At 31.0% G+C, this 19551-nt stretch carries 21 protein-coding genes; 8 read left to right on the plus strand and 13 right to left on the minus strand.

The genetic code is table 11. From position 1 onward, the window contains the following. Positions 1-43: 43 nt before the first annotated feature. A complete protein-coding gene (locus CW733_RS00175; RefSeq protein ID WP_100994586.1) occupies positions 44-943 on the minus strand; it encodes an ABC transporter ATP-binding protein in 900 nt (299 codons plus the stop codon). Between the two features lie 136 nt (positions 944-1079). Here CW733_RS00175 and CW733_RS00180 point away from each other — a divergent pair, with 136 nt between their 5' ends. Further along, positions 1080-2138 carry a hypothetical protein gene (locus tag CW733_RS00180; RefSeq protein ID WP_100998589.1) on the plus strand — a complete coding sequence of 353 codons (1059 nt, stop codon included), beginning with the start codon at positions 1080-1082 and terminating at the stop codon, positions 2136-2138. 143 nt (positions 2139-2281) lie between these two features. On the opposite strand, the gene CW733_RS00185 is transcribed toward CW733_RS00180, so the two are convergent. The 6 genes from CW733_RS00185 to CW733_RS00210 form a co-directional block, all read right to left on the minus strand. Next, on the minus strand, positions 2282-2797 hold the full coding sequence (locus CW733_RS00185; protein ID WP_100994588.1) for a hypothetical protein: 516 nt from the start codon (positions 2795-2797) through the stop codon (positions 2282-2284). A gap of 41 nt (positions 2798-2838) precedes the next feature. Then, the gene (locus tag CW733_RS00190) at positions 2839-3852 is read right to left on the minus strand and encodes a COX15/CtaA family protein (RefSeq protein ID WP_100994590.1); all 1014 of its coding nucleotides are present in this window, start codon (positions 3850-3852) and stop codon (positions 2839-2841) included. Further along, positions 3853-4308 carry a GNAT family N-acetyltransferase gene (locus CW733_RS00195; protein WP_100994592.1) on the minus strand — a complete coding sequence of 152 codons (456 nt, stop codon included), beginning with the start codon at positions 4306-4308 and terminating at the stop codon, positions 3853-3855. Between the two features lie 2 nt (positions 4309-4310). Next, positions 4311-5729 carry a CCA tRNA nucleotidyltransferase gene (locus CW733_RS00200; protein ID WP_100994594.1) on the minus strand — a complete coding sequence of 473 codons (1419 nt, stop codon included), beginning with the start codon at positions 5727-5729 and terminating at the stop codon, positions 4311-4313. 16 nt (positions 5730-5745) lie between these two features. Further along, positions 5746-6321: an L-threonylcarbamoyladenylate synthase gene (locus CW733_RS00205; RefSeq protein WP_100994596.1), complete on the minus strand. Its 576-nt coding sequence runs from the start codon at positions 6319-6321 to the stop codon at positions 5746-5748. 109 nt (positions 6322-6430) lie between these two features. Further along, a complete protein-coding gene (locus tag CW733_RS00210; RefSeq protein WP_100994598.1) occupies positions 6431-7615 on the minus strand; it encodes a glycosyltransferase in 1185 nt (394 codons plus the stop codon). A gap of 282 nt (positions 7616-7897) precedes the next feature. On the opposite strand from CW733_RS00210, the gene CW733_RS00215 reads away from it, so the two are divergent. From CW733_RS00215 to CW733_RS00225, 3 genes are read left to right on the plus strand one after another with little or no spacing between them, the layout of a single operon-like run. Next, positions 7898-8989 carry a DegT/DnrJ/EryC1/StrS aminotransferase family protein gene (locus tag CW733_RS00215; protein ID WP_100994599.1) on the plus strand — a complete coding sequence of 364 codons (1092 nt, stop codon included), beginning with the start codon at positions 7898-7900 and terminating at the stop codon, positions 8987-8989. Beyond that, complete coding sequence (locus CW733_RS00220) at positions 8982-9623, plus strand: DapH/DapD/GlmU-related protein (protein WP_100994601.1); 642 nt, start codon at positions 8982-8984, stop codon at positions 9621-9623. The genes CW733_RS00215 and CW733_RS00220 overlap by 8 nt, the downstream gene beginning before the upstream one ends. Beyond that, positions 9624-10541, plus strand: coding sequence for a glycosyltransferase (locus tag CW733_RS00225; protein WP_100994603.1), 918 nt, complete (start codon positions 9624-9626; stop codon positions 10539-10541). Here the strand turns inward: CW733_RS00225 and CW733_RS00230 are convergent. Continuing rightward, positions 10533-11528 (minus strand): glycosyltransferase family A protein, encoded by a 996-nt coding sequence (locus tag CW733_RS00230; protein ID WP_100994605.1) that lies wholly within the window; start codon positions 11526-11528, stop codon positions 10533-10535. The two genes, CW733_RS00225 and CW733_RS00230, sit on opposite strands and share 9 nt — an antisense overlap. Positions 11529-11530: 2 nt before the next feature. Beyond that, a complete protein-coding gene (locus CW733_RS00235) occupies positions 11531-12379 on the minus strand; it encodes a hypothetical protein (protein ID WP_157811500.1) in 849 nt (282 codons plus the stop codon). A 72-nt stretch (positions 12380-12451) separates the two neighbouring features. Between CW733_RS00235 and CW733_RS00240 the strand changes: the two genes are divergently transcribed. Continuing rightward, the gene (locus tag CW733_RS00240) at positions 12452-13228 is read left to right on the plus strand and encodes a DUF5672 family protein (protein ID WP_100994610.1); all 777 of its coding nucleotides are present in this window, start codon (positions 12452-12454) and stop codon (positions 13226-13228) included. Positions 13229-13240: 12 nt separating this feature from the next. Here CW733_RS00240 and CW733_RS00245 read toward each other — a convergent pair whose 3' ends face one another. Beyond that, on the minus strand, positions 13241-13987 hold the full coding sequence (locus CW733_RS00245) for a glycosyltransferase family 2 protein (protein WP_100994612.1): 747 nt from the start codon (positions 13985-13987) through the stop codon (positions 13241-13243). Between the two features lie 105 nt (positions 13988-14092). Between CW733_RS00245 and CW733_RS00250 the strand changes: the two genes are divergently transcribed. Continuing rightward, entirely contained in the window at positions 14093-14845 is a 753-nt protein-coding gene (locus CW733_RS00250) for a polysaccharide deacetylase family protein (protein WP_232730378.1), read from the plus strand. A gap of 54 nt (positions 14846-14899) precedes the next feature. Here the strand turns inward: CW733_RS00250 and CW733_RS00255 are convergent, their stop codons facing one another. Next, positions 14900-15637: a glycosyltransferase family 2 protein gene (locus CW733_RS00255; protein WP_100994615.1), complete on the minus strand. Its 738-nt coding sequence runs from the start codon at positions 15635-15637 to the stop codon at positions 14900-14902. Positions 15638-15681: 44 nt separating this feature from the next. Here CW733_RS00255 and CW733_RS00260 point away from each other — a divergent pair, with 44 nt between their 5' ends. Beyond that, positions 15682-16503 carry a glycosyltransferase family 2 protein gene (locus CW733_RS00260; RefSeq protein WP_100994617.1) on the plus strand — a complete coding sequence of 274 codons (822 nt, stop codon included), beginning with the start codon at positions 15682-15684 and terminating at the stop codon, positions 16501-16503. Between the two features lie 4 nt (positions 16504-16507). Here CW733_RS00260 and CW733_RS00265 read toward each other — a convergent pair whose 3' ends face one another. Continuing rightward, the gene (locus CW733_RS00265) at positions 16508-17587 is read right to left on the minus strand and encodes a glycosyltransferase family 9 protein (protein WP_100994619.1); all 1080 of its coding nucleotides are present in this window, start codon (positions 17585-17587) and stop codon (positions 16508-16510) included. Between the two features lie 144 nt (positions 17588-17731). Here CW733_RS00265 and CW733_RS00270 point away from each other — a divergent pair, with 144 nt between their 5' ends. Beyond that, positions 17732-18493 (plus strand): lipopolysaccharide kinase InaA family protein, encoded by a 762-nt coding sequence (locus tag CW733_RS00270; RefSeq protein ID WP_100994621.1) that lies wholly within the window; start codon positions 17732-17734, stop codon positions 18491-18493. 141 nt (positions 18494-18634) lie between these two features. On the opposite strand, the gene CW733_RS00275 is transcribed toward CW733_RS00270, so the two are convergent. After that, on the minus strand, positions 18635-19450 hold the full coding sequence (locus tag CW733_RS00275) for a 2,3,4,5-tetrahydropyridine-2,6-dicarboxylate N-succinyltransferase (protein ID WP_100994623.1): 816 nt from the start codon (positions 19448-19450) through the stop codon (positions 18635-18637). Between the last annotated feature and the right edge of the window lie 101 nt (positions 19451-19551).

Below are 19551 nucleotides of genomic sequence, written 5' to 3' on the forward strand. Positions count from 1 at the left end.
TTGGTTTTATTCTGAAGTGATTTCAGTGATGTTTTTGTGAGAATTATTTTTTATTATCTGTAAGTTGAAGAAATTGTTCTTCCAAACTTTCTTTTCGCATCACTAAATGAGAAATATAAATGCCGCTTTCTACTAACTCCTTATTAAATGCTGAAGCAGATAAAGGCGCGTTTAAAAAAGCGGTAATTAAACCTTCCTTTATAATTGTTTTTTCAATAGAAGCATGCTGCTCTAAAAATTGAAGCAGTTTAGTTTCATCTTCACATTTTAATTCAAAGAAACCTTCACTAGAAATCATTTCGTCTACACGACCAGAATATAGCTTTTCTCCTTTTCTAAGTACTACAACATGCGTACAAACTTTTTCAACTTCGTCTAATAAATGCGACGCTAAAAGTATGGTTGTGCCTTCACTTGCAATTTGTTGTATTATCGCTCTAATTTGGTGAATACCTTGAGGGTCTAAACCATTTGTTGGTTCATCTAAAATTAATATTTCTGGATCGTTAAGTAAGGCAGAAGCAATTGCTAAACGTTGCTTCATACCTAGCGAATACGTGCTAAACTTACTATGTTTTCTTTCTGTTAGACCAACTACTTCTAGTTTTTCGTCTATTTTAGAATAATCAATACCTTTAATCTTACAAACCAATTTAAGGTTCTTGTATGCAGACATGTAAGGGTAAAAGTTTGGACGCTCGATAATTGCTCCAACTTTCTTTAAAGCTTCATGTGTAGAAATAGTACCATCAAACCATTTAAAGTCTCCACTAGTTTTATTTACAACATTTAAGGTGATACCTAGCGTTGTAGATTTCCCACTTCCGTTTGGTCCTAAAATGCCATAAACATTACCTTTTTTTATTGTAAAAGATAAATCTTTTACAGCTGTTAAATTACCGTACTTTTTTGTGAGGTTACTAATTTGAAGAATGGTTTCCAAGATGATTGATTTTTAGATGCTAAAACGTTTATAAATTGAATACGTAGTATAGATTGATTTAAAAGTAAGACGAAGCTAGCAAACTTTTGTTACAACATTAGTATTAAATTTTATAAATTTGAGCATTATTGAAGTTATGAAAGATTTAAAAATTTCCAAAAAGAAACCGTCCTATCCAATTAATAGTAGATTGCATAGTTATTTAGACGAGTATAATAGAAACACGCGTGCTTCTATGGATTACGACGACCTTTTAAGGTTTCAAGGCTCTATAACTGTTTATGATAAAGATGATAAAGACACACTTTGGATTCGTGTTTACTATAGCGATTCTGATAGAGCAGAAATAGATTTAAGCCTCAAACGAGTCTATACAAGGTTGCATAGTGATGGAAACGATAAAACAATTCCTTTTTTAAATGTTGATGCTGTAGATTATTGCACTTTTGGTAATTCTAAGCCTTTTCGTGTGAAAATTAGAAATATTTTAAATGATAATTACACTTATTTCTATGTAAAAAAAGCAGATGCTTCTCGTATTTATGGTCTAGAGTTAGAGCATATGTTGTCGCCTTATAATCTTAATTTTATGGTATATAAAGATACACTTATAGAAGAGCATATTACAGGAATTCCAGGAGATGAATTTATAGAAAATAAGCTATCAAGTTGTACAGCATCTGAAAAATCGCAAATAGCAAAAGAATTTGTGAAGTTTAACGAACGCTGTATGATTAGGTTGCTTGGCGATATGCGAGCTTACAATTATGTTATTGTCCCAACGCATGATTTTGATCAGGTTATTTATAATATTCGAGCAATAGATTTCGATCAGCAAAGTTACGAAGGGAAGTTTAACGTGTATAGGCCACAATTTTTTAAAGAAAATTTAAAAATGGTGCAATTGGTTTCTGGGAGGTTTCAAAAAGAATCTATAGATCAATATAAAATGGAAGAGCGCTCTATTATAGCAAAAAGAATGATAAGCTTTCACGATAGGATAGATGCGCTTTTAGATTGTATGATAAACGATACCATTTCTACGCAAGAAAATATAGACTTACTTAAAAGTAGGATTTACGATCATACCTTAGATATAAAGTTTAAGAATAGTGATAATATGGGACACATTCTAAAAAGTGCTTTGCAATTTGTAAAGCGTAATTATGAAGATGTAAACCTTAAAGATTTATAATCTAAAAGAAGTTTAAGTTTTTTAGGTTTGAATTGAAATTATTTTGAAGAAAACATTGATTTTTCTTTTGATTTTGAAGTTTAATTAAGGTTGGCGTGTTCAGTCTTACAGTTAACTATAGACTGATTACTGCCTGCTTAAAGTTAATTCCAGTGTTCGTCGAAATCTAAATTGTCGTAATCGTTAACATCAAAATCGTCGTCGAATTCGTCATAGTCTTCGTCTTTTTCAGCTTCAAATATTTTTTCTGGAGCATCATCTGGCACTTGACCTTGAACAAACATTAAATTAGGGTAATCTACACCTTCGTCTTCTTCAGCAATTTCAGCAAGTTCTACGTAAAATGTCCACATGCTTAAAAAGTCGTAAACATAAATAAGCTTTGTTTGTGCTTCGTGTACAGTATTAGATAAAGAGGTTTCATTCATTAAACGTACTTGATTCATGCCTTCACTCATGTCAAAAAGTGAAAATTCTTCACCTTGATTCCATTGGTCGTCACTTAAATAAAAGGAAGCCATTTCTGTACCATCAAAACCAAAAGATTGCGTAATAATATTATGCAAATCTTCCATTGTATCTGTTTCTTTGATTTCTAAATCGCGAAAGATATCGTCTTCTGTATCGTTGTCTAAAATGACTCTAAATCTGTAAATCATGCTTATATAAAATAGGATTGCAAAGGTATGCGTTTTTATACTTACTTGCTAAATCTGTGTAAAGTAAATGTCATGGCGCTTAATAAGAAAAAAGCACCAATTTGGTGTGCTACACCTAACCATAAAGGGACTTGGTATATAATAGTTAAAACACCTAATAAAAATTGAAAACCAACTAGTATTAGTAACGCGTTAATACCTTTTATTTGGTAATTAGTGCGTGTTAATTTTTTAGATTGAACCCAAATAATTAGTATTATAATAACGACAAGGTAGGCAAATGTTCTGTGTACAAACTGAATACCACTTGGGTTTTCTATAAGGTTTTTATAAAACGGATTAAGTACATAAACGGTTTCGTGCATAAATTTTCCTTCGTTCATTAAAGGCCAATGGTTATGTAGTAATCCAGCTTTTAAACCTGCAACAAAAGCTCCATAAATAATTTGAAAAACTAATATAACGTAACCAACAATAATAAGATTTTTAAACTTTTTGTCGATAGCCTTTCTTTCTGGGAATATTAAATCTAGCGCAACCCATAATGTTGCAGCAAATGTTAAGAATGCCGTTGTTAGGTGTGCAGCTAGTCTAAAGTGGCTTACATCTGGTTTGTCTACCAATCCGCTTTTTACCATATACCAACCTAAAAAGCCTTGAAAACCGCCAAGAAGAAGAAGGGCAATGCATTTTTTAATTGTTTTTCTTGTGAGTTGTTTAGTGGCTAAAAAGTATAAAAATGGAATAATAAAAACCATACCAATTAATCTACCAATTACTCTGTGTAGCCATTCCCAGAAATAGATGCTTTTAAAATCGTCTAAAGTAAAATGTGCATGCAGCTTTTGAAACTCTGGATATTGTTGATACAATGCAAAAGCTTCTTGCCACGCAGCTTCTCCAATAGGAGGAATAGTACCTGTTATTAATTTGTAATTAGAAATAGATAAACCAGAATCTGTTAGTCTTGTAATACCTCCAACAATTACCATGATGAAGATTAAAATACAGCCAGTAAAAAGCCAGTAAATTACTTTTTTGTTATCTTTTTTCATTTAATCCAATATTTTTTTAAAGCACAGGCTGTTTTCCATGTCTTTGTATTGTCCGTAATTTGGAATAATACTGTACTCACAATTTTTATAAAATGAAACAGCTTCAACTTGTCGAATGCCAGTTTCTAGAACTAAAGATGAAAACCCACTTTCTTTAGCCCAAAGTTCTAATGTTTTTAGAATATTGCCAGCAATACCTTGCCCTCTATAACCCTGTGCTGTAAACATGCGTTTAATTTCAGCAGAAGTATTGTTGTTAAAAGGTTTGAAAGCGCCACAGCCAACAGGTATATTGTCCTTGTAAGCAATAATAACATGTTTTAAAACATCGATATTATTAAACTGATTATAAAAATCATGCTCATCACCATCAGTAATTTTTAAGTAACTGTCGAGTGCTTTTACTAGAGCAATAAAATCTGGATTTTCAGAATCTGTTTTTATAATATTCAGCATAATTAATCTGAAATTTTTAAACCTAAAGCTTTTCCTTTTTCTAACATTAAATTAAAAGCAGCTTCGTGTTCGTTTGGTATGTCTCCTTCTAAAATGGCTTCTTTTATAGCTTCTTTAATAAGGCCTATTTCTCTTGAAGGTTTTATGTTAAAAGTTTCCATAATTTCTTCACCAGAAACTGGTGGCTGAAAATTACGAACGCTATCTTTCTCTTCAACTTCAACTATTTTCTCTCTAACAATTTTAAAATTGTTGTGATACTTGTTAAACTTCTTTGGGTTCTTTGTAGTAATATCTGCTTCACAAAGCGTCATTAAATCTTCTACGTAATCACCAGCATCGAACACTAAACGTCTCACGGCAGAATCTGTTACAATATCCTGAGCCAAGACAATTGGCCGCGAGCTCATAAATACTAATTTTTGTACAAATTTCATTTTGTCATTAAGCGGCATTTTTAAACGCTTAAATAAATGATACACCATTTTAGAGCCTTCAAATTCATGAGCATGAAATGTCCAACCTACTTTTTTGCTAAATCTTTTTGTTGGTGCTTTTCCAATATCATGGAGTAGTGCAGCCCAACGTAACCACACATCGTTTGTGTGTTTTGCAATATTATCTACAACTTCTAAGGTGTGGTAAAAGTTATCTTTATGTTTTTGTCCTTCAACTTCATCTATGCCTTTTAAGGCTGTTAACTCTGGAAGGATATATTTTAATAATCCTGTTTCTTCTAAAAGTAAAAAGCCAATAGATGGTACTTTGCTTTCTAAAATTTTATTAAGCTCTACAACAATACGCTCGTTAGTAATTATCTTAATACGTTCGTTATTTCTTGTTATAGCTTCAAGCGATTCTTTTTCAATTATGAATCCTAGTTGCGTAGCGAAACGAATAGCTCGCATCATACGTAAAGGATCATCGCTGTAGGTGATGTCTGGATCTAAAGGTGTACGAATTATTTTGTACTCTAAATCTTCAACACCATTGAAAGGGTCTAATAAATCACCAAAATTAACTTCAGATAAATCAAGTGCTAATGCATTAATACTAAAATCGCGACGGTTTTGGTCGTCTTTCAACGTGCCATTTTCTACTACAGGATTTCTGCTGTTTTCGTTGTAAGACTCTTTGCGTGCTCCAACAAATTCGACTTCTATATCGTCAAGTTTTAGCATTGCAGTTCCGTACGTTTTAAAAACTTGAACTTTTGGTTTGTTGGGAAGGTTTTTAGCAACTTGTTTTGCTAAAGCAATACCGCTTCCAATGGCAACTACATCTATATCTTTTGCATCACCACGTTTTAATAAATAATCGCGTACAAAACCTCCAATAACGTAGCTGTCGAGATTTAATTCGGCAGCAGATTTGGAAATTGTTATAAAAATAGTGTGGTTTAGTGCTTCTTTGTGATTCATTCTCTTTGCTAACTAGCTATTCGCGTATAATTTTTACGCCACCACTATTACTTAATTTTATAATAGTTGAAGGGTTTCCTCCGTTTTTTTGTTGGTGCAAATTTACTACATAATCTACGCCTTTTAAAATTGCTTCATCTATTTCTTTAAAGGATTTAGGTGCTGGTTTTCCTGCAAGATTTGCCGATGTAGAAACTATTGGTCGCCCTAAATATCGAATTATTCTTTTACAAAAATCGTGGTCTACAATTCTTATAGCTAAAGTGTTATCATCTGCTACTAAATTTTCAGCAACTCCAGCTGGAGCATCGTAAATAACTGTTGTAGGTTTATCTGCAATATCTAAAATAGTATATGCCATTTTAGGTACATTATCCACATGCCTTTCTAGCATACTGTAGTTGTTTACCAAACAAATTAACGCTTTGTTATCTACTCTTTGTTTTAGCTTGTATATTTTTTGTACAGCTTCAGCATTTGTAGCATCACAACCAATTCCCCATACAGTATCTGTTGGATATAAAATTAGTCCACCGCGTTTTAAAACTTCTAAAGCTTTTTCTATTTCTTCTTTCATTATTTCTTGAGACATATTGGCTTTAATTTTAGAGTATGCAAAGATAATAAATATCAATTTTGAAATGATTAATAGAGCCTTTAAAAATGAAGAATTAATACATTACAATAGCTTAGGTATAAATCTAATTATAAAAGTCTGTCATGGTTTTAATAAAAGCAGCACGACCGCTTTGTTTAATAATATAAGATCTTATATTTTTTGGGTTAAAAACGGGCTGTTTGTTTTTAATTTTCAACAAACTTTGGGCAATAGCTTCAGCGTCTTTTATGTTAACTAACATGCCGGTTTCTGCTGTAATAGAATCTTCTACACCACCACTTTTTGTTGCTATAACAGGTTTTCCACAAAGCATAGCTTCTCTTACTGCAACACCATAGGTTTCTGCTATACTTGTAGATACAAAAACATCGCATGTTTGAAGTTTAGAGTTGATTTCTGTTCGGCTAAGTTGTGGGTAGAACTTACATTTATCCAAGACGTTATATTTTTTAGCTAAAGCTTCAAAGTAGGTGCTATTAGCTTTAGAGCCATTATTAAAAGCTGCATTTCCAATAATTATGGATTCAAAGTCGTCTTTACTTATAGTTTGAAAAGCCTCTAAGCTTTTAAAAAATGTTTCTGTATCCTTAATTAATTGAGAATAGGTTATCGTAACAATAGTAAATTTGCTATTTGCTTGATTAGCGTTTATTTTAAATTTGTTTTCATCCATTAAATTCCAAATAATCTCAGGATTACAGTCCATGCTATTCATTAAAATACTGCGTTGTTGGTGATAACTTACTGCACCAATTTTAGAAGCATTTTCAATAGCCTCTTTAATACCTTTCTGTACCTTTTTGTTATAATAATTTAATATAAACGTTTGGTGTTCAGTAATTACAAACGGAATGTTATTGCTTGTCGATAAGGCGTGCGAGTAAATTCCAGCATTTGCACTACATTGTGCATGGATAAGTTCTGGTTTCCAATGGGCTGTAATAGTTTTGAAAGCCGCTTGATAAGATTGCTTACTCTTTTTTAATTTCCATTTTTTAGGCCATTTTTTATAATGATAAATATAAAAAGAATAGGCCTCTGGATCTTGCATTAAGTAGTTACGATTAACACCATTTCTTTTAAGAACACTTTTTAATTTAATTTTTAAATACTTAAATAGTTTAAGCTCTTTTTCGATGCCAAATAGAATTTTAATATCAAATCCATTATCATTAAGTAATTGAGCTTGTTCCCTAAAAAAAGATCCGCCTAGCTCATTACCTGCGTTTGGATACCAAGAGGGTATAACTAGGATTTTCTTGCTCATACATTATGTTTTAATATTCCTTTCATTACTCAAATTATTAACTAATTGAGTTTTGTTTTCTTTTTCAAGTTGCAATTTACGATATAATCTATGCTTTTTAAATAGCCTAGCCTTTAATCTTTAAAAAATCTAGTCTTGTTTTTTTAGATATTTAAGTCTTGGTTTTATGGGTTTTAAAGATGATAAATATATTAATGCTCTTGTTATGAGGGTTAATGATTTCAATATATAATAAAAAAATTATGTAGTTTTGTTTACACTACCTTATGGATTGATATATAAATGAAGAACGAAAGAATTAATGTTACTAAAACTTTTTTGCCAAAGCAAAGTGAGTACCAAAAAATACTAAGTAGATCTTGGGATAAAAGCTGGATTACCAATAGAGGCGAGCTTGTTTTAGAGTTAGAGAGTAAGATAAAAAAGCAATATAATGTGTCTAATATTCTGGCGACCACAAACGGAACATTACCACTACAAATAGCCATTAAATGTTTAGGTTTAAAAGGTGAAATAATTACAACGCCTTTTAGCTATGTGGCAACTACTTCCGGTATTATTTGGGAAGGTTGCAAGCCTATTTTTGTTGATGTAAATAAAGATACTTTTAATATAGATCCATTAAAAATTGAAAGCGCAATAACTCCTAAGACGTCTGCAATATTGGCGACACATGTTTTTGGAAATCCTTGCGATATTGAAGCTATAGAAAAAATCGCAAAAAAGCATGATTTAAAAGTTATTTACGATGCTGCACATTGTTTTGGTGTAAGTTATAAGGAGCAATCTGTTTTCGAGTATGGAGATGTAAGCACGTGTAGTTTTCATGCTACCAAAATATTTCACACAGGAGAAGGAGGTGCATTGTTTGCAAAGGATAAGGCGTTGTTTGATAAGTTGTATTACCATCATAATTTTGGACATAAAGGTGCTTCAGATTTTCATGGTTTAGGAATAAATGCTAAAATTAGTGAGCTTCAAGCAGCAATGGGATTAGCTGTTTATCCACATTTAGATTCAATTTTCGAAAGAAGAGAAACACTTTATAAGTTATATAAAAAAGAACTAGAAGGGAAGGTTAAATTTCAGAAAATTATAAGCAATTGCGACTATAATTACTCTTATATGCCAGTTGTTTTTAAATCTGAAAAACAATTGCTTCTGGTTATTGAAGAACTTAACAGTAATAATATATTTCCAAGACGTTACTTTAATCCGTCATTAAACACAATAGATTATGTTAATGGTGAAGTTATGCCAATTTCAGAATCTATATCTGCTAGAATTTTATGTTTGCCATTGTATTTCGATTTAGGTGAAGAAAATGTAGTTAGAATAAGTAATTTAATAAGTAATAGTATTTCAAATGAATAAAAAAGAAATTTATTTAATTGGAGTAGGAAACTATACCGAAGTTATTATAGAATTAGCCATAGATTGTGGCTACACTGTAAATGGTTTATATCATTATAATAACGAGAGAATAGGTGAGGAAGTTTTAGGTATAGCTATTATTGGTTGTACAGAGGATTTGTTTAAAACAGACATTAAAGGAAAGCAATTTGCTTTAACAATGGGTGAAAATAAATTACGTAGTGAAATGGCTTCTAAGATTAAAAGTTTGGGTGGTTTTACGCCAAACCTTATACATCCAACAGCGTTAATAAGTAAATCTGCTACTATAGGTTATGGCTGTTTTATTCATTTCAATGCTGTAATTTGGACTAAATCGATATTAGGTAACGACTGTGTTGTAAGTCCAAATGCAATGATAGCACATCATTCGGAAATAGCTGATGCTTGTTCCGTAGCTTCGTTTTCGGTAATAGGAGCCTATTGTAAAGTTGGAAAACGCGTGCTTTTTGGAGTTAATTCTATAGTTTTGCCTAAAGCATTAATTATTGGTGATGATTGTATTGTTGGAGCTAAAGCTAATGTTACTAAATCTTATCCTAATAATTGCTTACTTGTTGGAAATCCTGCAAGAAAAATTAAAGACTTAAATTAAATGAAACCACTATTAAGTATTTGCTGTACAACTTATAATCAAGAAAAATATGTTGCGCAAACCTTAGACGGGTTTTTAAAACAAAAAACCAATTTTTCTATAGAAATTATTATTCACGACGATGCCTCTACAGATAAAACACAAGACATTATTAGAGCGTATGCTAAAAAGGATTCAAGGATAAAATTAATACTACAAACAGAGAACCAATATTCTCAAAATATTAAGCCAACTGCGAACTTCTGTATTCCAATGGCTACTGGTAAATATATCGCTTTATGCGAAGGAGACGATTATTGGACAGACGATTTAAAACTACAAAAGCAAGTCGATTTTTTAGAGGCTAATCCCGAATACGTTGTGTCTTGGACCAATTATAAAATTTTTAAAAATAACGAAATCATTGAAAACGATTTTAGTTATAATGAAGCTGAAGTTACTATAGATTATAACAATTTATTTACACCATATTCTACATATACCTTAACTACAGTTTTTAAAAAAGAGGCACTAGATTTAGAATTATATAAGTCGCTTAAGTATTCTAAGGATAACTCTTTATATGTTATGTTATTGCAAAAAGGGAAAGGTGTTTTCTTGAACTTTTTTGGAGCCGTTTATAGAATACATGAAGGTGGAGTCTATTCTTTGCAATCAGATTTTTTTAAAAATTATTCTTCATTTCTAAACTTAAATGAAGTAATACAAGTAATACCAGAATCTCAAACTAAAAACATTAATAAAATAATTAAATCTTTAGCCAATGGAGCTGCATTTGCTGTTTTGAAGGCTAAATATGCAGGAGAAAAACTTACCGAAGTTCAACAGCGTTTTATGGATAGTCATTTTAAAAGAGCACCATTTAAAACAAAGTTTAAATACTACAAGAGAATCTTTAAGTACAAATTTTTAAAATAGACATTTAAAAAAGAGTACAATCGCATCTAATGTTGGGATTTTAGAATAATACCCAGAGTCGTTTTTAATGTATTTATAATAAGATCTATTATTTTCTTTGCAATTCCTAATGGTTCTTATCATTACCTTATCTATGTGTGCTATAAATAAACTGTGATTGTAAACACCTTTTTTAGTATTTAATGCTATAAGCTCTTTAGAAGCTTCAATAGTATTTATTACTTCGTTTTTGGTAAGTCCTTTTTGTAAATTAACAACATTTAAATAAGAGTCGATATTTGCATCATTATATAAAACACCTAAGTTTATTAATTGTTTTTTTTTGATGATGAACTCAGATTTTTTTAAGTTTTCTGCTTTAGTTTGGCTAATATTGTTAGGATGCCATCTATACTGTAGTAGAGATTCTTGAATATTATAGAATTTAGTTTTAGCAATTAATTGGCTCCATAGGCCATAATCTTCGGCAGGAACATATTTGTTTTCAAAACGCAAGTCTCCTAAATGAGATTTTTTAAACATTATAGTAGGATTACCAATACAGCAGTTGCTTAGCATTTGTATTTTTAATCTGTCATGAGTTTCTTCATGTTTAATCACTTTGTTTTCCTTATCTCCAAAAAAAGTAAACCATGTACCGCAAACACCGTAATCTGGATTGCTTTTTAAAAAGCTTAATTGTTTTTCGAAACGTGTTGGTAGTGCAATATCATCTGCATCAAGTAAAGCAATAAACTCTGTTTCGGCAAGTGTTATACCTTCATTTCTTAAAGTTGCAGGACCAACATTTTTAGACTTTGTAATAACAGCTATTCTAGAGTCTTTTAACTTGTAATTTTCTAAAATTTTTGCTGTTTGGTCTTGAGAATTATCGTTTAAAATTAACAATTTAAAATTGGAGAAAGTTTGGTTTAGTACGCTGTCTATAGACTCTGCAATAAATTTATCTCCATTATAAACAGGCATTATTACTGTAAGTTCTGTCATGCTTATTTGAATAGAAATTTTGCTTTTTGCGCACTGTTTTTTCCGAAAATAAAAGATTTAGATACTTTTTTGTCTTTAAAATTTTCTATTATTTCATTAAAATCCTTGCCTTCTATATATTCAAGCGTTGGCCATTCTTTTTTATCAAATGGATGAAAATCTTTATGGTCTTTATAATTGCCTTTATTTATAGATTTCCAGAATTCAAAAAAGGAATCAACATCAAAATCTATATTGTGTCCCCAATTATCTAATTTAAATTTCAGTTCTTTTTCATCTCTGCTCCAAGATTGGTGTATAGATATAAATGGAACATACCATTTTTCTTGGTTTTTGTTTTTTCTAGCTCTAGTATAATTAGCTTTTGTTGTACCTAAATAATAGTTAGTATAAGTTGGGCAGTATAAAATTCCATCTTCAAGAACTTTGTAAACATCAACCATAAAAGAGCAAATTTGAATTGCTTTCTTTCCTGTTAATTTCTTTTTGTTTTTTCTTAAATGCTCAGTAAATCCTTTAAAATCTACAAAATATTCATCTGCATCAATTTGAATACAAATACCATCTCCCATTTGCTCAGCAAGCATATTTCGTTCTCTGGTATCATTTTCCATTGCATTTAGAGAAGCGTCGTAAAAATCATCTTCGTAAATTGTGATTTTATTATCTGTATCAAACTCTTTAACCCAATTAAAAAAATTAGGATCGACTTTAAATGTGTTTCCAGACCAAGTTTGTCTGTTAATATCCAATGCTAAAGTAATGGCATTAGTATGCTCATAAACTAAAGGAATAGAGATTTTTAAAAGTTCGTAATCGTATGCAACTAAGAAACCAACGTTTATTTTCATAATTTTTAATAAAGTACGAATATAAATAATTTTAGAATTTGTAAGTTGCAAAAAGTGAATTAATACTATTATATGCAAAGTAAACTAGCGACTATAGTCATCCCAATTTATAAAGTTAATCTTTCGGAGTCTGAACAAATGTCTTTAAACCAATGCTTCAAGGTTTTGGGAGATTTCGATATTGTTTTTGCGCATCCAGAAAATCTAGATGTAAGTTCGATAAATAAGGATGGTAAAGCGAGAACAGAGGCATTTCAAGATCATTATTTTAAAACTGTTTTTGGTTATAATAGTCTAATGCTGTCTGAAGTGTTTTACGAACGTTTTTTAGATTTTAAATACCTGTTAATCTATCAGTTAGATGCGTTTGTTTTTAAAAATGAATTAATAGAATGGTGTGAAAAAGGATACGATTATATTGGAGCACCATGGATAGCATCGCCAAATACAATAGTTAAGAAAGTTTTAAGTTTATTCGATTCTAAAAGAAAGAAAGAGCGTAGCAAAATATTTTTTAAAGTAGGAAATGGTGGGTTTTCATTACGTAACGTTTCTAAAAGTTATGAAATAGCTAAAGCATTAAAACCTGAAATTGAAGCGAATTTAAAGCGAGAGCAAAACGATTTTTATATTATGGAAGATGTGTTTTGGTCTATAACGGTACCAAAACATTATCCAGATTTTAGTATTCCATTTTATAAAGAAGCTTTAGGTTTCGCGATGGATAGAAAGCCAGGTTTAGCATTAAAACTAAACAATAACAAGCTTCCGTTTGGTTGTCATGGTTTCGATAAGCCAAAGGTTGAAGCCTTTTGGAAAGACATTTTAGCATCAAATTACGTTGGATAAAATGTACCTTAACTAGTTTATGTTTCTATACATTGCCCAAAGCTGAATGTAGCGCTTATACACAGAAAAAGCATGTACATAACATATTATAAAACCTTCTTTACCATCTAAAAAACCAAATCTTAAAAAGTATTGGTGCATAAAGCGATACCATGGTCTAAATAGAAAGTGATACAAATTTGGGCGTACATTTTTTTTGTACAATTCTTCAGCTTGAAACGTACTGTATTTACTTAGTTTTTCGTTATAATTATCGAAAGATTTATAGGTTTGGTGATCTAAAGCGTGTTTTAACTGTCCGATTTTTTCATCTGTCTCTATAGATTCGTGCACAACTTTACCATTGTATTTACAATAGTTTTTATTAAATAAACGTACAGCAACATCTGTTTGAAAGCCACTATATTTTATGCGTTTTCCCATAAAATTAAAACTTCTTTTTATAAGATAAGCTTTAAGTGGGTTTTCAGAATTTACTTTAGTTACAATTTCGTTTGCTAAATAAGAGGATATTTTTTCGTCTAAATCAAAAAAAACAACCCAATCATTTTTGGCTTGTGAAATGGCGAAGTTCTTTTGATCCGAAAAATTTTTAAACTCTCGTTGTATAATTGTTACATCATACTTTTGGGCTAGAGCAATGGTTTTATCTGTGCTAAAAGAATCGACAATAATAATCTCGTCGGCAAAAGAAAGGCTTTCAATGTAGCTTTCTATGTGTAGTTCTTCGTTGTAAGTTATTGCTAAAGCGCTTATCATGTAATTAAAAATCGGATTTATCGATTATATTTGCTTCAAAAGTAGTGAAACTCATTTTTTCTGAAGGTAAAAGCAACGAGAAAAATATTAGTTTAATGCTTCTAAATGTATTTTGTAACCCGTTTTAATATCAATTTAATGCCAAAGCTTCCCATTTTAATGTATCATAGTGTTACAGCTAATGCTAATAAAAGCAAAGGTTTAACAATTTCGATTGAAAATTTGGAAACACAATTTAAATTTTTAAAAGAAAACGGCTATACTAGCTTACATTTTAACGATTTGCAGTCTTTTAAAACACCAGAAGATTTTCCTAAAAAGGCAGTAATTATAACGTTTGATGATGTTTACGTTAATCAATTAGAACATGCTTATCCGCTATTACAAAAATACGAATTGAAAGCCTGTTTTTATATTCCGTTTCAATATGTTGGAGGAGTAAACGAGTGGGATAAAGGGAAAGAGCCAATTATGTCTGTCGAGCAGCTTAAATCTATGGACTCAAAAACCATAGAGCTTGGGTTGCATTCTTTTGAACATAAAAAGTATAGTGAGTTGTCTATTGAAACCATTCAAGAAGATTTTAATAAGTGCAAAGCATTTAGTTTCGAGAATAAACTTAATGTAAACAATGTTTTAGCCTATCCTTATGGTAAGTATCCAAAAAAAGGAAAAACGCAATTAGATTTTTTTAAAGCTTTAAACGAAAATAAGATAGCTTACGGATTACGTATTGGTAATCGTGTAAATAAATTTCCTTTTAAAAATAATTATGAAGTCCAACGTTTGGATATTAAAGGAGAAGATACTTTAAAGATTTTTGAAAGAAAGTTGAAGAAAGGTAAAAGCTGGTTTTAGGCAATATTTATTTTCTACACTATTCTTTCTTTAGAAAAGAAGTCAAGAAAGCATTTATCTCATTCCACGCTTTAATAACATTAACTTAACATATCGAGAAAATACACCATAAGCATTAACCGTTGCAACTGTTAATCCAGGAATACCATCTAGAAATCCACCACGTAAAATATAGCTGCTAAAAAAACGATAAAAAGGCTTAAAAGCTAAGTGGAAATAAGTTGCTTTTTTTCCTTTTTTAAGCATTTGCTCTGCTTGAAACCAGGCGTAACTATCTTTTTTACTTATATAATGCTGTAAGCCTTTGTAAGTAAAATGTAGTACAGGGTTTTCTAATTTTCCAATGGTACCATCTACAATTAATTTTTCGTGCACAGAGCCTTCAAAATGGCATTTTTCCCTTAATACCAATCGCGTAACATTATCGCTATGATGATATAGGAACCTGTTCATATAAAAATGAGGAAAATTTAATTTGTATCCAGCATGCTTGCCAGAGGCTATAGCTTCAAAGACTTCCTGTTGAAGCGATTTTGTAATACGCTCATCTGCATCTATAAATAAAATCCACTCACCAGTTGCATATTGCAAGGCGTGGTTTTTTTGGTTAGAGAAATTGTCGAAAGTTCTAGAATAGACTTCACAACCCATTTCTTTAGCAATTTTAACTGTATTATCTTTACTGTTAGAATCTATTATAATAATCTGAGAAGCAAACGCAACAGAGCGAATAGCCTCTTTTATGTAGGCTTCTTCATTATAAGTTGGAATTATGACTGTAATAGATTTCATATAAAATGCGAAATTACTAAAATAACTTTATATTTGTTTCTATAATGAAAATAGATACTTCAATAATAATTAGCACCTATAATTCGCCAGAATGGTTAGCAAAAGTGCTACATGGTTATAATAACCAAACCTACAGTAATTTCGAAATAGTAATTGCAGACGATGGTTCTAAACAAGAAACAATAGATTTAATTGAAGCCTTAAAGGCTGAGATGGTGTATCCTATTATTCATGTTTGGCATGAAGATAATGGTTTCCAAAAATCACAAATTTTAAATAAGGCTATTGTGCAATGTACAACGGACTATATTATAATGTCCGATGGAGATTGTATTCCTAGAAAAGATTTTGTGGAGGTACATGTAAAAGAACGGGAAGAAGGTTATTTCTTGTCTGGTGGCTATTTTATGTTACCTATGTCTATTTCTAAAGCTATTACTAAAGACGATATTAATAAAGAGCATTGTTTTAATATAAAGTGGCTTAAAAAAAATGGTTTAAAAGCCTCTTTTAAAAATAACAAGATAACTGCAAAAGGTTTAAAAGCATCTTTTTTAAACGCTATTACACCAACTAATGCGAGTTGGAATGGACATAACGCATCAGGCTGGAAAAAAGATATTGTTGCTATTAATGGTTTCGATGAGCGTATGCAATATGGAGGTCAAGATCGAGAACTTGGAGAGCGTTTAATGAACTTAGGAATAAAAAGCAAACAGATTAGGTACTCTGCAATATGTATTCATTTAGACCATAAGCGTGGTTATAAAAATGAAGCTTCCATAGCTAAAAATAGAGCTATTAGAGCTATTACCAAAAACGAGAAAAAGGCATGGACAGACTCTGGAATTATTAAAAAAAAATAAAAGCTTATCGTTTTTGAGCTTTCAAATGTAATGCTAAGAAAGGAAGTAGTTTGGGTAAAATTAATTCAGGTGTTAACATTTGGTAAAGTTCCGAAGGATTTTTTTCAATATTACGGCGTTCTTCAACACTAAATTCATTAAAAAGATTTGGTTTGCTTTCAAGTAAGTGAACAGATGTGTGCATTTTACCATCTTCAAAACTAGCCCAATGTTCCTTTAAAACATAAGGAGAGAAAATAGTAAAAGTAGGCTTGTTTAAAGCTTTACTTATGTGTATTGTTCCACCTTCGTTACCAACTAATAATGTGCATTTATTCATTAACTTAATAAAACCACGAATACTATCTTCGTAGATGTCTATTACAATTTGGTCTTTATCGGCACATTGTTCGTAAATTTCTAAAGCGTCCTTTTTTTGGTGTGGCGCATAGTTAAATAGAATATTAACCTTGTATGTTTTAGTAATGTAATCTATAAGTTCAACAATATACTTGTAAGGCATAGATTTTTGAGGTGTACTTCCTAAAACACCAAGCATTACAAAAGGCTTATCGTAATTGTCTAGCTTATTATATTGTTGCTCTTTTTCGGTTAAGAAAATTTTTGGCTCGTAATCAACATCACTTTTTGTTATATCAAAAACAGAGGTTACCATATTTACACGATCTTCAATCGCTTTACCACAGTTTTTAGTTTTCTCTTTTAAAAGAGGAATATTGTGAGAGTAAAATGGTAATGGCGGATTTTTATCGCGCTTTTTAAAGCCAATTCTAACAGGAGCATTAGAAGCCAGGCAAATTAAACGACTCTGTAATTTCGCATAAGGATCGAAAATAATATCATATTTATTGTTGCGAAGCTTATTAATAAGCTTGGTAAGATTTCCAAATTTCTTCAATTCGGCATCATTAACAGCAATAATATTATCAATATTAGGATTGTTCTCAATAACGCCAACAGTATAATCGTAAACCAGATAGTCAATTAAACTATCTGGATAGATTTTTTTCATGTTTTGTGCAATAATAGATGCTATAAGCACATCTCCAATACGTTTATTCTGTATAACTAAGATTTTTTTCATTTAAGCCAAAGGCGTTTCAGTATCCATTTTTCCGAAAGATTCAGAAGTTAAAAGCACTTTAATAAGGATATGTATGCAAAATATTGTTTTTTCGGCTTTTATTAAAATTTAGATTCATATATCTTTGAGAAATAATAAAACTTGATGCAAAACATTTACTTACATAATAAGTACGAACATTTAAAAATAGATATTTTAGAATGCATCACGCATTTTAATACAAAAGGAAATTACGTTACTAAAGGTGAAAGAAACGTAATTAAAAGTTTTAAAATAGGAGGAGAGACCTTAAACGTAAAGTCGTTTAAAACGCCAAAACTTATAAATAGTTTTGTGTATAAACATCTTAGAAAAAGCAAAGCAAAACGCTCTTTCGAATATGCTATAAAACTAATAGATTGTAATATTTCTACACCTTTTCCAGTTGGTTATGTTGAAAACACTAATGCTAGCGGATTAACATCAAGCTATTATATTAGCAAACATGTAGACTACGATTTCGATTTTAGAGTATTAATTCATAATCCATTATTTAGTAATCGAGATGAGATTTTAAGGCAGTTCACTCAATTTACATACAAACTACACGAAAACAATATTAACTTTTTAGACCACTCGCCAGGTAATACGCTAATTGTCGAAAACGGATCCAAATACGATTTCTATTTAATAGATTTAAACCGTATGCAGTTTGAGACTATGGATCTAGAAAAACGAATGGAAAACCTAAAACGTTTATGGTTGTCTAAAAAAATGATTCGAATAATAGCTACAGAATATGCAGAAATAAGCGAATACCCATTCGAAGAAGTTTACAACTTACTACTACAATCTTCTCAAGATTTTAAAAGAAGAATTAATAGAAAAAAGTATTTAAAAAGGAAGTACTTAAAAAAGAAAAAGTAGGTTTCAGTAATCAGTAATCAGTAATCAGTAATCAGTAATCAGTAATCAGTAATCAGTAATCAGTAATCAGTAATCAGTGAGCAGTGAGCAGTCTTGAGCAAAACTGCCAACTGAAGACTGCTCACTGCCTACTTAAAACTATTAAACCGCTACATTATACTCACGTAACGCATCATTTAAAGACGTTTTCTTATTTGTACTCTCCTTACGCTTTCCTATAATTAAAGCACAAGGTACTTGAAACTCTCCAGCTGGAAACTTTTTAGTATAACTTCCAGGAATTACTACAGAACGAGCAGGTACAACACCTTTAGTTTCCACAGGCTCATCACCAGTAACATCTATAATTTTAGTACTCATAGTTAAAACAACATTAGCACCTAAAACCGCTTCTTTTTCTACTCTTACACCTTCAACAACAATACAACGACTACCAATAAAAGCACCATCCTCAATAATTACAGGAGCAGCTTGTAAAGGCTCTAAAACACCACCAATTCCAACACCACCAGAAAGATGTACATTTTTGCCAATTTGAGCACAACTACCAACCGTTGCCCAAGTATCTACCATTGTACCTTCATCTACATAAGCACCAATATTTACATAACTAGGCATTAAAATAGTTCCACTAGCAATAAACGCACCATGTCTAGCAACAGCATGTGGTACAACACGAATTCCTTTAGCAGCATAACCTGTCTTTAATGGAATTTTATCATGATATTCAAAAATTCCAACTTCCATAGTTTCCATTTTTTGAATAGGAAAATACAACACTACAGCTTTCTTAACCCATTCGTTTACTTGCCAACCGTTATCAACTGGTTCCGCAACGCGCAAAGTACCTTCATCAAGCAATCCTACTACTTTTCTAATAGCAGCTTGCGTGGTGTCTTCTTTTAATAAATCTCGATTGTCCCAAGCGTTTTCTATGATTTGTTGTAATGCTTTCATGTCAAATTTTATTTGTCATTCCCTCGAAAGCGGGAATCTTATTATTTTTTTGTTTCCGTGAAAACGAAAATCTTATTATTGTTAATTTTTTTTTGGGCGTG

Source organism: Lacinutrix sp. Bg11-31 (assembly GCF_002831665.1).
Classification (GTDB): domain Bacteria; phylum Bacteroidota; class Bacteroidia; order Flavobacteriales; family Flavobacteriaceae; genus Lacinutrix.